Annotated in this window: 11 protein-coding genes; 5 read left to right on the top strand and 6 right to left on the bottom strand. The window is 48.0% G+C overall.

Annotated elements, in window-relative coordinates; all coding sequences use genetic code 11:
* Nucleotides 1-2 precede the first annotated feature (2 nt).
* A complete protein-coding gene (ubiE, locus tag IEV19_RS05030; RefSeq protein WP_188369577.1) occupies nucleotides 3-731 on the bottom strand; it encodes a bifunctional demethylmenaquinone methyltransferase/2-methoxy-6-polyprenyl-1,4-benzoquinol methylase UbiE in 729 nt (242 codons plus the stop codon).
* A gap of 226 nt (nucleotides 732-957) precedes the next feature.
* On the opposite strand from ubiE, the gene trkA reads away from it, so the two are divergent.
* Both trkA and IEV19_RS05020 read left to right on the top strand, forming a co-directional pair.
* Nucleotides 958-2,307 carry a Trk system potassium transporter TrkA gene (gene trkA, locus IEV19_RS05025; protein WP_188369576.1) on the top strand — a complete coding sequence of 450 codons (1,350 nt, stop codon included), beginning with the start codon at nucleotides 958-960 and terminating at the stop codon, nucleotides 2,305-2,307.
* A 1-nt stretch (nucleotide 2,308) separates the two neighbouring features.
* Entirely contained in the window at nucleotides 2,309-3,799 is a 1,491-nt protein-coding gene (locus tag IEV19_RS05020) for a TrkH family potassium uptake protein (protein WP_188369575.1), read from the top strand.
* A gap of 6 nt (nucleotides 3,800-3,805) precedes the next feature.
* On the opposite strand, the gene IEV19_RS05015 is transcribed toward IEV19_RS05020, so the two are convergent.
* The gene (locus tag IEV19_RS05015) at nucleotides 3,806-4,990 is read right to left on the bottom strand and encodes a pyridoxal phosphate-dependent aminotransferase (protein WP_188369574.1); all 1,185 of its coding nucleotides are present in this window, start codon (nucleotides 4,988-4,990) and stop codon (nucleotides 3,806-3,808) included.
* A 13-nt stretch (nucleotides 4,991-5,003) separates the two neighbouring features.
* Nucleotides 5,004-6,107 (bottom strand): fatty acid desaturase family protein, encoded by a 1,104-nt coding sequence (locus tag IEV19_RS05010; RefSeq protein WP_188369573.1) that lies wholly within the window; start codon nucleotides 6,105-6,107, stop codon nucleotides 5,004-5,006.
* A gap of 116 nt (nucleotides 6,108-6,223) precedes the next feature.
* Between IEV19_RS05010 and rsmG the strand changes: the two genes are divergently transcribed.
* Nucleotides 6,224-6,865, top strand: coding sequence for a 16S rRNA (guanine(527)-N(7))-methyltransferase RsmG (gene rsmG, locus IEV19_RS05005; RefSeq protein WP_188369572.1), 642 nt, complete (start codon nucleotides 6,224-6,226; stop codon nucleotides 6,863-6,865).
* 278 nt (nucleotides 6,866-7,143) lie between these two features.
* Here rsmG and pruA read toward each other — a convergent pair whose 3' ends face one another.
* From pruA to IEV19_RS04990, 3 genes are all read right to left on the bottom strand, one after another.
* Entirely contained in the window at nucleotides 7,144-8,772 is a 1,629-nt protein-coding gene (gene pruA, locus IEV19_RS05000) for an L-glutamate gamma-semialdehyde dehydrogenase (protein WP_188369571.1), read from the bottom strand.
* An 81-nt stretch (nucleotides 8,773-8,853) separates the two neighbouring features.
* Nucleotides 8,854-9,240, bottom strand: coding sequence for a Co2+/Mg2+ efflux facilitator ApaG/CorD (gene apaG, locus IEV19_RS04995; protein WP_188370738.1), 387 nt, complete (start codon nucleotides 9,238-9,240; stop codon nucleotides 8,854-8,856).
* Between the two features lie 206 nt (nucleotides 9,241-9,446).
* Nucleotides 9,447-10,691 carry a type IX secretion system plug protein gene (locus IEV19_RS04990; protein ID WP_188369570.1) on the bottom strand — a complete coding sequence of 415 codons (1,245 nt, stop codon included), beginning with the start codon at nucleotides 10,689-10,691 and terminating at the stop codon, nucleotides 9,447-9,449.
* Nucleotides 10,692-10,846: 155 nt separating this feature from the next.
* Between IEV19_RS04990 and IEV19_RS04985 the strand changes: the two genes are divergently transcribed.
* Together IEV19_RS04985 and IEV19_RS04980 are read left to right on the top strand one after the other, a co-directional pair.
* On the top strand, nucleotides 10,847-12,199 hold the full coding sequence (locus tag IEV19_RS04985; protein WP_188369569.1) for a Na(+)-translocating NADH-quinone reductase subunit A: 1,353 nt from the start codon (nucleotides 10,847-10,849) through the stop codon (nucleotides 12,197-12,199).
* A 5-nt stretch (nucleotides 12,200-12,204) separates the two neighbouring features.
* Nucleotides 12,205-13,473 carry an NADH:ubiquinone reductase (Na(+)-transporting) subunit B gene (locus tag IEV19_RS04980; RefSeq protein WP_188369568.1) on the top strand — a complete coding sequence of 423 codons (1,269 nt, stop codon included), beginning with the start codon at nucleotides 12,205-12,207 and terminating at the stop codon, nucleotides 13,471-13,473.
* The last annotated feature ends 3 nt before the right edge of the window (nucleotides 13,474-13,476 follow it).

The raw sequence follows: 13,476 nt of genomic DNA, 5'->3' as shown, positions 1-13,476 counted from the left end.
GACTACTTACTGGCGATATAAATGGAGGCCGCGCCAAAGGTTTGCGGCCTGTTCTCCATACCTATAAACCCGATTTCCCCTAAAATATTGTTGAAGGCTTTACCGTGAGGGAAGACCGAAGCCGACTCGCTGAGATAGCGGTAGGCCGACCTGTCTTTGGAGAACACCTTGCCGATCGTGGGAAGGACGTATTTGGTATAAAAGGCATAGCCTTGTTTATAAGGTGTTTTTGTGGGGACTGAAGTTTCCAAAATGACCAGAGTACCCCCGGGTTTCAAAACCCGGTAGATCTCACTGAGCCCCTTTTGCAGGTTTTCAAAATTTCGAACGCCAAATGCCACGGTCACCGCGTCAAAGCTGTTATCCCCGAACTGCAGATCTTCGCTGTCCCCGACCAGCATTTCCACCTTATCGCCTAGTTTCTTTTGCCTTACTTTCTTTTTTCCCACCTCGAGCATACCGTGAGAAATATCGAGGCCCACGATTCTGGAAGCACCTGTCTCCACCAGGTTAATAGCCAGGTCTCCGGTGCCCGTCGCAATGTCCAGAATGGTCTCGGGAGACCTTTCCCTGAGGATCCTCACCACCCGCTTTCGCCACTTCACATCGATGCCAAATGAGATCACCCGGTTCAGGCCGTCGTATTCCCCGGAAATGGCATCAAACATGGAAGTTACCTGTTCTTTTTTGCCCCTTTCGGTATCCTTGTAGGGAGTCACATTCTTCGACATAGCGTAAATTTTGTGCAAAGATAATACATAGCCTTTGTTCCGAAGGTGGGTTCGACTCCAAACACGCTTATTAAAACAGAGACGCCAATGGACAGGGTTGAAATAAAATTGTGTAATTTTGCTCCGCATTCCATGCAACTCTTCCTTTGGTAAGTGCCGTGGAAACAGGATCGGGATTGAACTTCCAAGACGATCTGTTCGTTATGATTAAAGACTTTATTTGCTCATGAAGATTATCATCGCTGGTGCAGGCGAAGTAGGCTTTCATTTGGCTAAACTACTCTCTTACGAATCACAGGACATCACTCTGATCGACACCCATAAGGATAGCCTGATCTATGCAGATAATCATTTGGATATCAGGGTGCTTAGAGGAGATGCGACCTCACTTTCCGTATTGCAGGAAGCCCGGGTGGAGAGTTCTGACCTCGTCATTGGGGTCACCTCATCGGAAACGACCAATATCACCCTATGTATGCTGGCCAAACAATTGGGCTGCAAAAAGACTATCGCCAGGATTTCCAATACTGAGTTCCTCGATTACCGGGAAAAGATCAACTTCGCAGAACTCGGTATTGATGAGCTGATTTCGCCGGAAGAGCTCGCGGCTTCGGAGATCCAGCTCCTCCTGAACCAATCTGCCTTTCACGACACCTATGAATTTGAGGACGGGGCCCTGATCATGGTAGGTGTTTCCCTGCCTAAAAGCGCTCCTTTTGTGGGCAAATCAGTTAAAGAAGCAGCATCCATTTTCCCCGAACTCCACTTTATGCCCATAGCGATGCAGCGGAGGGGAACCCAGTATACACTGATCCCACGGGGAGACACGGTCTTTAAAGCGGAGGACCAGGTGTATTTTATTACCGATAAGAAAGGGGTGGATGAACTATATAAACTCACCGGGAAGAAGAAAGAAGCCCTGAAGAACGTGATGATCCTGGGAGGCAGCAAGGTGGGCTTCAAGGCGGCCCGGGACCTTTGTGCCCGTAAATTCAACGTGAAACTCATTGAGAAGAGCAAAGAAAAGGCCTTCGACCTGGCCGATATTCTCCCCAATGCACTGGTGATCAACGGGGATGGGCGAAATGTAGAGCTTCTGGAAGAGGAAAGCCTGGAATCAATGGATGCATTTATAGCGGTCACCGGGAATTCGGAGACCAATATCATGTCCTGTCTTGTGGCCAAATCAAAACACATCAAGAAGACCATCGCCCTGGTGGAAAACATGGACTATTTCCAGCTGTCCCAGTCCATCGGCATCGATACCCTGATCAACAAGAAACTCCTGGCCGCCAACAACATATTCAGGTACATTCGTAAAGGAGAAGTAGTGGCGCTGACCAGGCTGAACAATCTCAATGCGGAGATCCTGGAATTCGTTGTAAAACCGGATTCGAAAATGGACGGACAAGTGATCCGGGACCTGGATTTTCCGAGAAACGCCATCATAGGCGGGGTGATCCGGGATGGAAATGGGATGGTGGCCCTGGGAGATTTTGAGATCTCCGCAGGCGACCGTGTGGTGGTTTGCTGCCTCCCCCAGGCCATACAGAAGATCGAACGCTTATTCCTTTAAGATGGGATTCAACACCAAAATCATCATTCACCTTATGGGACTTCTCCTGCTCTGTAATGGAGGTTTCATGCTGTTGGCGGCTGTGGTCAGCGGTATCTACGAGGATGGTGTAACCCTGGAGATCACCACGGCTTCCATTGTGACCATGATGATAGGGGTGATGTCTATGTTCCTGACCCGGGGACATGACAAGGAAGTCTCCCGCAAAGAAGGGTATATCATTGTAACCTTTGGATGGATCATCATGGCGGCCTCTGGGGTGCTGCCCTATATTTTTACGGGTGCTATCCCGAACTTGACCAACGCATTCTTTGAGACCATGTCCGGTTATACCACCACAGGTGCTTCTATCATTGATGATATTGAAGTACTGCCGGAAGGTATCCTTTTCTGGAGGAGCCTGACACACTGGATAGGAGGGATGGGGATCATCGTCCTGGCCATCGCCATCCTTCCGTTACTGGGGATTGGGGGTATGCAGCTGTTTGCCGCCGAGGCCCCGGGTCCCAGTGCAGACAAACTGCACCCTCGGATCACCGATACGGCCAAACGGCTTTGGCTGATCTATTTTGGGTACACAGTTGCTGAGACCATTTTACTCTACGCCGCGGGAATGACGTTTTTCGATGCGATCAACCATTCCCTGGCTACCCTTTCTACCGGTGGATTTTCCACCAAAAATGCAAGTCTCGCTTACTGGAACAGCCAGCCTTTGATCCAGTACATTGTCATCTTTTTTATGTTTCTGGCCGGGAGCAACTTCGTACTGAGTTATTTTGCCTTTAAGGGGAAGGTGCAAAAAGTGCTGAGAGACGAAGAATTTAAATACTATGTGATCTTTACATTTCTCATCGTGATCGCTGTGGCCCTGGTCATCTTTTTCATGGCAGAGGTTCCGGTTTCCGATTACCATCCAAAGGTTCTGGGACAAGCGGAGAGTGCATTCAGGCACGCCCTGTTCCAGGTAGTTGCTGTAGTTACTACCACAGGGTTTGTATCGGCCGATTTTACTGCCTGGACCCCTTTTATTACGGTTTTCTTTTTCGGACTCATGTTTGCCGGGGGTTCGGCGGGATCTACGGCCGGAGGGATCAAGATCATGAGGCATATCCTGATCATAAAGAACGGATTGCTGGAATTTAAAAGAACGCTCCACCCCAATGCAGTGATCCCCGTGAGATTCAATAACAAGACCGTTACCGAGCATGTGGTCTATAACGTGATCGGCTTTTTTGTACTCTACATGTTGCTCTTCGTGATAGGGGCGCTGGTCCTGGGATTCCTGGGGCTCGATTTTGAGTCGTCGATTGGAGGGGCGGCTTCTGCCCTCGGCAATGTAGGCCCCGCTTTCGGCAGCCTGAGTCCGCTTAACAACTTCAACAGCCTGCCTGAGCTCGGTAAATGGTGGTGTGGGTTCCTGATGCTAGCCGGAAGGCTGGAACTCTTTACGGTCCTTATCCTCATGACCCCCTACTTCTGGAAAAGGACCTGAGGTAAATTACAGCGCTTTTTTGATCCTGTCTACTGCTTCCCTGATCTCGTCCTCAGAAGCTGCATAGGAAATGCGAATACAATCCGGGTTGCCAAAGGCTTCACCCGTTACCGTGGCCACATTGGCCTGTTCCAGCAGGTACATGGCAAAATCGGATGCATTGTTGATCCTCTTGCCCTTGAGTTCTTTCCCAAAGTAACTGGAGATGTCCGGGAAGACATAAAACGCTCCTTCAGGAACATTGAGCTTAAAGCCTTCAATAGTACCCAGAAGGGAAAGTATAAGGTCTCTGCGTTCCCTGAATTTGTCAATCATGAACTGAATTTTGCTCACAGGGGCTTCCAGGGCGGCGATGGTTGCGCGTTGGCCTATGGCGTTGGCCCCGCTGGTGATCTGGCCCTGGAATTTGGTGCAGGCCTTGGCGATCCAGTCTGCTGCACCAATATAACCTATCCTCCAGCCGGTCATGGCAAAGGCCTTGGATACTCCGTTCACGGTGATGGTCCTTTCATACATCCCTGGTATAGATGCTATGCTGGCGTGTTTGCCCCGGAAATTAATGTGTTCGTAGATCTCATCCGAGACTACGAAGATCTGCGGGTGCTCTGCAAGTACTTCTGCAAGCCCACTGAGTTCCTCCTCACTGTAAACAGATCCGCTGGGGTTACAGGGAGAACTGAACCATAGCATCTTGGTCTTAGGCGTAATGGCCGCGCGTAGCTGGGACGGAGTCATCTTAAAATCCGTCTCAATGGTCGTAGGCACTTCAACCGGGGTCCCTTCTGCCAGCTGAACGATGTCGCGGTAGCTCACCCAGTAGGGTGCAGGAAGGATGACCTCATCTCCCTTGTTCAGCATGACCATGGCCACGTTGGCAAGGGACTGCTTGGCTCCTGTAGAGACAACGATCTGGCCGGGTTTGTACTCCAGGTTGTTGTCCCTCTTGAATTTATTAGATATCGCGAGCTTCAGATCGGCATAACCGTCTACAGGAGAATAGCTGCTGTAGTTTTCATCGATGGCCTTTTTGGCGGCTTCTTTGATAAAATCCGGGATATTAAAGTCGGGTTCCCCCAGACTCAGGCCGATGATGTCTTTTCCCTCATTTCTCAGCTCCCTGGCCTTGGCGGCCATAGCGAGGGTGGCCGAAGTAGATAATTTGTTAATTCTATCGGATAAGGCGTTACTCATGTGGTCAGTCTAATTATTGATACTGCATCTGGGGATTTCTGCCGAGTTCCCTCAGGTGTTTGAAGTGCGAAATTATGGCTTTTCTGGTAGTTTTGTATTCGTTGTAGGGCAAATTAAACTCCCGGGCCGTTTCTTTCACAATTTTGGAGATTTTTGTGTAATGGATATGGCTGATGTTGGGGAAGATGTGATGCTCAACCTGATGGTTGAGTCCGCCCGTAAACCAATTGACGATCCTGTTCCTGGTCCCGAAGTTCACCGTAGTGAACAATTGATGGATGGCCCAGGTATTTTTCATGGATCCATCCTTTTCAGGGAGGGGTGTTTCAGCCTCGTCAACTACGTGGGCCAGCTGGAATACTACACTCAGTATCACTCCCGCCACATAGTGCATAATGAAAAAACCTAGCAGGATCTTCCACCAGGCTATGCTGAGAAAGACCATGGGTATGACGATCCAAACGGTGATATAGATCGCTTTAGTTATCAACAGAACGCTCCAGTTGATAACGGGATTCGGAAATTTCCCGTAAGATAGCTTCCGCTTTGTGTAGCGGTACATCTGCATGAAATCGGTAGTAAGAGCCCAGTTGAAGGTCAGCAAGCCATACAGGAATACGCTGTAATAATGCTGAAATTTATGGAACCGGTGCCATTTGGCGTGTTTTGAGAACCTGAGGATGCGACCTGCCTCAAGATCCTCGTCGTGGTTGTGAATGTTTGTGTAGGTATGGTGCAGCACATTGTGCTGAACCTGCCAGTTATATACATTGCCGGCAAGTATATAGATACTGCTGCCCATGAGTTTGTTGACCCACTTCTTGGTGGAATAGGAACCGTGATTCCCGTCGTGCATTACATTCATACCCACTCCGGCCATCCCGACTCCCATGGTCATGGTAAGCAACAGGTTTGCCCAGTTGGGCAGGTTGAGGGTAAGAATGAGGAAATAAGGGGCCAAAAAGAGGGAGAACATGACTGCTGTCTTCAGGTGAAGACGCCAGTTCCCTGTCTTTTTGAGGTTATGGGTTTCGAAATATTCATTGACCCTTTTATTTAGTGTTCTGAAAAAATTTGCAGAGTCTTTTCTTGAAAATCTGATCGTCGTTTTCTCCATAAAATAAATTCAAAGCCGTAAAGATAACGTAATACAACCCTTTTTAATGTCCTGAAAATCTTAAAATATCACAAAAGGTAGATTCAAATTAACCTATTTTTGACCTAAAATTCAGGATGAATACGGATCTGATTCTGAAATATTTTCCCGAACTCACTGATACACAGATCAGCCAGTTCTCCGAAATGGCAGGCCTTTACCAGGATTGGAACCAAAAGATCAACGTAGTGTCGAGGAAAGATGTGGATGAGCTATATCTTCGGCATATTCTTCACTCCCTGGGGATAGCAAAGGTCTTGTCCTTCCTGCCGGGCAGCAAGGTGCTAGATGTGGGAACAGGTGGTGGATTTCCGGGTATCCCCCTCGCTGTCTTGTTCCCCGATACTCAGTTTACCCTGGTGGATTCCATTGGGAAAAAGATACGGGTGGTCAAGGAAGTGATAGACGGACTCGGATTACGCAATGTGGAAGCGATACACGCCCGGGTAGAGGACCTGCCGGGCTCATTCGACTTTATTGTCAGCAGGGCTGTGGCGGCCATGCCGACCTTTGTGCGATGGGTAGACGGAAAGGTCAGTCAGAAATCAGTACACCCGTTAAAAAATGGCATTTTATACCTAAAAGGAGGAGATCTCAGGGAAGAATTGCAAGATTTTTCAAAAGCGCATATCTATCCCTTGTCGGAATATTTTGAAGAGGACTTTTTTGCGACCAAAGTGGTGGTACACCTTCCTTTAGGACCCACTGCCGGTTCATAGATTTAAATTAGAAAGGTAGGAATAACGACATTTCCTCGCGTATCTCTTCAGGATCTCATACAGATTTACAGAACCCGTATGCATTTTCTTTTTCAGCCTTTTTCTTGGGGCAGGATTATTCATGACACAAAAGATTGATACTATAAAGTTACATTAAATTTACAAATAATTAACGTTAAATTTACATTATAAGTATAGTGAATCCCAGTTCTCTCGCTTCTTGATAAAAAAAGCCCTCAAGAAAAATATTCCTTGAGGGCCTTAAAATTAGCTCTTTACTATCCCAGGAATGGATATCTATAATCTTCCGGGCTGACGAAAGTCTCCTTTATAAGTCGGGGTGAAACCCAGCGCAAAAGATTTTGAGCCGAACCGGCCTTGTCGTTCGTCCCTGAGGCCCTGGCCCCTCCGAAGGGCTGCTGGCCTACTACGGCTCCTGTGGGTTTGTCATTGATATAGAAATTACCTGCAGAATTCTCCAGGGCTTTAGTGGCCTGCTCAATCGCATAGCGGTCTGTCGCCATCACCGCACCTGTAAGCGCATAGGGAGAGGTGGTGTCTACCAGTTCCAAAACATTTTCCCATTCTTTGTCCTCATACACATATACTGTAACCACCGGTCCGAAAAGCTCAGTCTCCATAGTAACGTAATGGGGGTCAGTGGTGAGGATCACTGTGGGTTCAATGAAGTACCCTTTACTCTTGTCGTAGCCGCCTCCTGCAAAAACAGATGCCTCCTTGTCTTTTTTGGCCTTGTCGATATAGGATGCCAGTTTATTGAAAGCCCCTTCGTGAATAACGGCGGTGATAAAGTTGTTCATGTCATCAGGAGACCCGGGAGGATTAAAGGATTTCATGTCCTTTTTCACTTCTGACAGTATCTCCTCAGCAGTGGATTTAGGCAGATATACCCTGGAGGCAGCACTGCACTTCTGACCCTGGAATTCAAAGGCTCCGCGGACAATGGCCGTGGCTACCTGCCTGGGTTTTGCGGTAGGATGGGCCAGGATAAAATCCTTACCTCCGGTTTCTCCCACAATGCGGGGGTAGGTCTTGTAGTTGTGAATATTGTTCCCAATCTGTGTCCACAGGTTCCTGAAAACATCCGTGGATCCCGTAAAATGCAAACCTGAAAAATCGGGGTGTGTCAATACCTTTTCGGTGATCATCACGGGATCACCGTAAACCACATTGATCACTCCATCCGGCAGGCCTGCTTCCTTAAAGACATCTACCAGTACCTTGGCAGAGAAGATCTGGCTGTCACTGGGTTTCCATACAACCACATTCCCCATCATGGCGGCACTGGCAGGCAGATTCCCTGCGATGGCGGTAAAGTTGAAAGGGGTGATGGCATAAACGAATCCTTCCAGCGGACGGTATTCCACCCGGTTCCAGATCCCTTCGGCTGATTCCGGCTGCTCCTGATAGATCTGAGACATGTATTCCACGTTGAATCTCAGAAAGTCTATGAATTCACAGGCTGCATCGATCTCGGCCTGGTGTATGGTCTTCGACTGTGCGATCATGGTCGCCGCATTGATCTTAGCCCTGTATGGCCCGGAGACCAGCTCTGCCGCTTTCAGGAAGATAGCTGCCCGTTGTTCCCAGGTGAGCGCTGCCCATGCCGCCCTGGCATTGAGTGCGGTCTCAATAGCCTCGGTCACGTGTTTTTTCTCGGCGAGATGATACTGCCCAACCTTGTGCTTGTGGTCGTGGGGAGGGGAGAGCGGACGTGTGTTCCCGGTCCTGATTTCCTTCGAACCAATATAAAGGGGAATGTCTACATTCCCGTTGTAATATGCCTTGTACTGTTTGAGAACAGCTTCTCTTTCCGGGGTACCCGGAGCATAGCTTTTTATAGGTTCATTGTAAGCAACAGGAACCTGGAAAAAACCTTTACCCATGATCTGATCAGTTTTGATTTAAACGGTGCAAAGGTACGAAAAGGAGGAAGGTTTGCGAAATATCCCGAGCAGTTTCGCAGACTAATTCAGGGCGAAGGGGGCGCTGAATTTAAAAGGGGGTACAAATACCCTGAACTTTTCGGTCGTAGAGAAATTGACCATGTTGTAATACCCTTTCATGGAACCAATAGGGGAAGAAAGTAAACAGCCGGAACTATAGGTATGAGACTGTCCCGGTTTGATAACCGGCTTTTTCCCGATCACGCCTTCACCGTCCAGGACCTCCATCTCATTCAGGGCATCGAAAATCTGCCAGTGGCGGGAGGTAAGCTGTACGGAATGTTTACTCTGATTTTCAATGGTGATGGTATAGCCGAAGGCGAAATGGGTTTTGTAATTCTTGAAAAAAGTTCCTTCGAAACTCGTTGCGACTGAAATTTTGATCCCTTTGGTAACCTGAGTAATCATCTTCACCTAATCTTATTCTTTTGATTCACGAAATCTTCTATTCCCCGATTTCGTCCTCTGAAGCTGCGATCGTTTCTTAACCCGCTGTCCTTAGTATTTTGGAGAGGATTTAACCGTTTGGAAAGATAATAATTTAGGCCGTTTGGGAGTGAAAAAGAGATATTTTTTCGGTGTACTGGAGGATTTCTCTGGCCAATCCTAACAGATCAGTTGCTGATCGTCCTCGAATTGGCAGAACCTATCCCGATGATCCCATCATAAAGATCGCCGAAATCCCTGTAATAGACAAGGATGAGGTAGTTATTTTCCGTAAAATGAAAGTTGCCTCCCACCGCATTGAGGTCTACTTTGCCATCGGGTTTTTTCAATACATAGGTATAATTGTAAAACCCCTGCTTGAGCAATAGGGTAGCCTCCAGGTATCCGTTGGTGTCGTTGTAGGTCATGCGACTTCCTTCCTCCAGGGCGTAATTGTTGTACTTTCCATAAATAAAGACCTCGTTAAGGCCGATCCTTTCTGTGTATGGAAGGGCGAAATGTACTTCCGTATATTCGGCTTCCCTTGAAGGTTCCCGGCCCTGCAGGGTGCGTATGGCAAAATCTCCATTGATATCCGGGAAATATGTGTATTCCCTGTCGAACCTGTAATTGTCAGGAAAAAGATAATGCTGATACAGGTCCTCAAATTCTATCCGGGAGATAGCGGCCGTTGGGGCTCTCAGATCGCTGGTATCGAAATTCAGGAATTCATTCCCCCCTTCGAAACTCGTTTCCTGGTCATACCGGTATACAAGGTCATTGCCCAGGACATATTGTGGCGAAATATTTTGCAGCATCGATTCCCATTGATAATTCTGCAGGATGGCTACCTTGATCTCCCTCTTAGGATTTACCCAGGGAAAACCGGCAGAACTGATCGTGAACTGAACTGACTGGCGTTCATTGAGGAAATTGAAATCGCGGGAGCGCCTGACCTGCGCTCCTACGCGGACCTGGTCGCGGTACACCACAAATCTTCTTGAGAACTGAAGCTCGTAAGAACTGTTGTAGATCTCGAGGACGTAATTACCGCTCACCTTTAGCCTTACATTTTCATTCGGGATCCTCAACTGGTAATTGGAATAGGGCTGAAGGGTATTGTAGCTGTTCTCATAGTTGATGATCCTCTGGTTATCAATACCGGTGAGATATTGTGATTTGAGCAGTTGGGAGGGCCTCCAGTCGTAATCGCAATGAATGATGGAATAGTAGTAGTCTTGCTCCAGGGCCAGAAGGTCATCGAATTCGAGGTAGATCTCCTCCCCGAGTTGCACCACCGGGAACTGGTCTTCGGTAGGTCCGCGAAAGATCACCGACTTGATATTAGGCGGCGGGTTCACTTCCACTTGCACCTGGGCGAACCCTTGTAAAACAAGGCAACAGAGAAAAAAATGTTTAAGGTTTATACGCATAAATGGCCCAAATAGGAATCAAAGGTAAACAAAAACTATGCCCTTCAAATTCCGTTCGATCTAATGCCCAAATTTCTAGGCAATAATTATGAAAACTTTCTATTATGTGGTATTTTTGGGCACATTTTTCGATAACTGATAAAGGGTTCCATTTCATGTCAAAGGACATTCGAATTAAAAAGGGGTTAAATATTAACCTGGTAGGTGCCGCGGAACCTACAACTTCCAAAGCCGCGCTGAGTAATGTATACGCAATAAACCTTTTGGATTTTCACGGACTCACTCCCAAAATGCTTTTAAAAGAGGGTGCTGAGGTGAAGGCAGGTGAAGCACTGTTCTACAATAAGAACGTGGAGTCCATGATGTTCGTTTCTCCAGTGAGTGGTGAACTCGTGGAGATCGAAAGGGGAGCTCGGAGAAAGATTCTCACCCTGAAGATCCTGGCTGATAAAAAGCAAGAATACCACACTCACAAGACACTTGACCTGGGGAAGGCGTCGGCTGCAGATATCAAGAAGTTCCTGCTCAAATCAGGATGCTGGCCTTTTATTAAACAGAGGCCTTATGATTTCATAGCCGATCCCACTGTTACTCCCAAGGCGATTTTTATATCCGGCTTTAACACCGGACCTCTCGCGGCCGACCTCGAATATGTGCTCGCGGGGAAAGAGAAGGAACTGCAGGCTGCATTGAGCGCCCTGGGAAAACTCACCCCCGGTTCGGTTCATGTCTCCATTAATGCCAAAGGGAATTCCATATTTTCGCAAATGGAAGGGATTGAACTTCACAAGGTCTCCGGTCCTCATCCGGCCGGACTTGTTGGTACGCAGATCAATAAGATAGACCCCATCAACAAAGGGGAAAGGGTATGGACCGTCGGTGCGGCTGACCTCGTCATCATAGGCGAAGCACTGCTAACCGGAAAGTTCAATGCCGAGCGCCTGGTTGCCCTTGCAGGCTCCTCTATCAAAAAGCCTCAATATTACAAGACCAAAATAGGTGCCGAAGTATCTACCTTCTTATACGCAAGTGGGGTGAATGATAAGCATTTCAGGGTGATCAACGGGGACGTACTCACGGGTTCCAAAACCCGGCAAGACGGATATCTCGGATTCTACAATACCACCGTGACGGCTATTCCTGAAGGGGACGACTATGAATTCTTCGGGTGGAACAAACCCGTGTTCGACAAGATCTCAACGACACGAGCCCTTACGTTCTCCTGGCTGCAGCCCAATAAAAAATACGACCTCGACACAAATACCAACGGAGAGCACCGGGCCTTTGTGGTCACCGGGATGTACGAAGAGGTGTTTCCCATGGATATCTATCCCCTCCAGTTACTGAAAGCCTGTATGGTCAAAGATCTGGATGAGATGGAACAACTGGGACTTTACGAGGTGATTCCCGAAGATTTTTCACTGACCGAATTTATTTGTATCTCCAAACAACCTCACCAACAGATCATAAGAGAAGGATTGGATTTATTGCATAAAGAAATAGGATAAGAAAGATGAGTAATAAAAGATTGACTTTTAAGAAAAGGTTACACATAATAAAGCACCAACTCCGGGACAAAAAGCTTGCGCCGGCATTCAATGCCTTCCACACCTTTTTGTTCACTCCGGACGAGACCACGCATTCCGGAGGACATATTCGTGCGGCGGACGACCTGAAGAGGACCATGAACACGGTGATCCTCGCCCTGGTTCCCGTGCTGCTATTCTCCATGTTCAATGCAGGATACCAGCATTATTCTGCGGTCAACGGCTTTCCTGAAAATTTTTCTGTCTGGAATGATTTCCTGACCTGGGATAATTTTTGGATCGGTATTATCAAAGTACTGCCACTGGTGGTGGTTTCCTATGGGGTCGGACTCCTGATCGAATTTATCTTCGCGGTCATCAAGGGTCATGAAGTAGAGGAGGGCTACCTCGTAACAGGGATGCTCGTACCTCTGATCGTTCCAATCGACACCCCACTCTGGATGCTGGCGGTTGCCGTGGTCTTTGGAGTGATCATCGGAAAAGAGGTATTCGGAGGTACAGGGATGAATATACTGAACCCGGCCCTCACTATCAGGGCGTTCCTCTTCTTTGCCTATCCTACCTGGATGAGCGGGGACAAGGTATGGGTCTACCAGGGTATGGAGCGTGCAGGAACTCCTGACGCCATCTCAGGCGAGACCATTCTGGGATATCTGGCACAGAACGGACAGAATGAATTTTCCTATACGGTTTCTGATATGTTCTTCGGATTTATCCCTGGTTCTGTTGGGGAAACTTCTACGTTTCTGATCCTGCTGGGCGGACTCTTCCTGATCTTCTCCAAGATCGCCAGCTGGAGGATCATGGTAAGTGCCGTGGCCGGTGCCCTGGCGATGGGATTGATCTTCAATGGGGTGGTAGACGCAGGATGGATCACAGAATCCAGTAAATTCTACGGCCTGATGAGCTTCGATTTCTGGAAACACCTGATCGTGGGCGGACTCGCTTTCGGGATCGTGTATATGGCCACAGACCCGGTTACCGGGTCACAGACCAACAGGGGGAAATGGATCTACGGCTTCCTGATAGGCTTCATCTCTGTGATGATACGGGTATTTAACCCCGCCTATCCAGAAGGTGTCTTCCTGGCTATCCTCCTGATGAATGTATTTGCACCGACCATAGACCATTATGTGGTAAGGGCTAACGTGAATAAACGTCTCAAGCGATTTAAAAATGCAGTAGTGTTGCCTAAAGACACTGAAGAAGCTAAACTCAAAGTTGAAACGATATAACAG

This window comes from Muriicola marianensis (assembly GCF_014638095.1).
GTDB lineage: Bacteria > Bacteroidota > Bacteroidia > Flavobacteriales > Flavobacteriaceae > Muriicola > Muriicola marianensis.
Note: the sequence above shows the minus strand (reverse complement) of the source record. Positions and strands in the feature narration are given on the sequence as shown.

Coding starts and splice junctions, on each gene's coding strand:
- IEV19_RS05020 (WP_188369575.1), top strand. CDS start 2,309: ATGGGATTCAACACCAAAATCATCATTCACCTTATGGGACTTCTCCTG.
- ubiE (WP_188369577.1), bottom strand. CDS start 731: ATGTCGAAGAATGTGACTCCCTACAAGGATACCGAAAGGGGCAAAAAA.
- IEV19_RS04985 (WP_188369569.1), top strand. CDS start 10,847: ATGTCAAAGGACATTCGAATTAAAAAGGGGTTAAATATTAACCTGGTA.
- rsmG (WP_188369572.1), top strand. CDS start 6,224: ATGAATACGGATCTGATTCTGAAATATTTTCCCGAACTCACTGATACA.
- trkA (WP_188369576.1), top strand. CDS start 958: ATGAAGATTATCATCGCTGGTGCAGGCGAAGTAGGCTTTCATTTGGCT.
- IEV19_RS04980 (WP_188369568.1), top strand. CDS start 12,205: ATGAGTAATAAAAGATTGACTTTTAAGAAAAGGTTACACATAATAAAG.
- pruA (WP_188369571.1), bottom strand. CDS start 8,772: ATGGGTAAAGGTTTTTTCCAGGTTCCTGTTGCTTACAATGAACCTATA.
- IEV19_RS05015 (WP_188369574.1), bottom strand. CDS start 4,990: ATGAGTAACGCCTTATCCGATAGAATTAACAAATTATCTACTTCGGCC.
- apaG (WP_188370738.1), bottom strand. CDS start 9,240: ATGATTACTCAGGTTACCAAAGGGATCAAAATTTCAGTCGCAACGAGT.
- IEV19_RS04990 (WP_188369570.1), bottom strand. CDS start 10,691: ATGCGTATAAACCTTAAACATTTTTTTCTCTGTTGCCTTGTTTTACAA.
- IEV19_RS05010 (WP_188369573.1), bottom strand. CDS start 6,107: ATGGAGAAAACGACGATCAGATTTTCAAGAAAAGACTCTGCAAATTTT.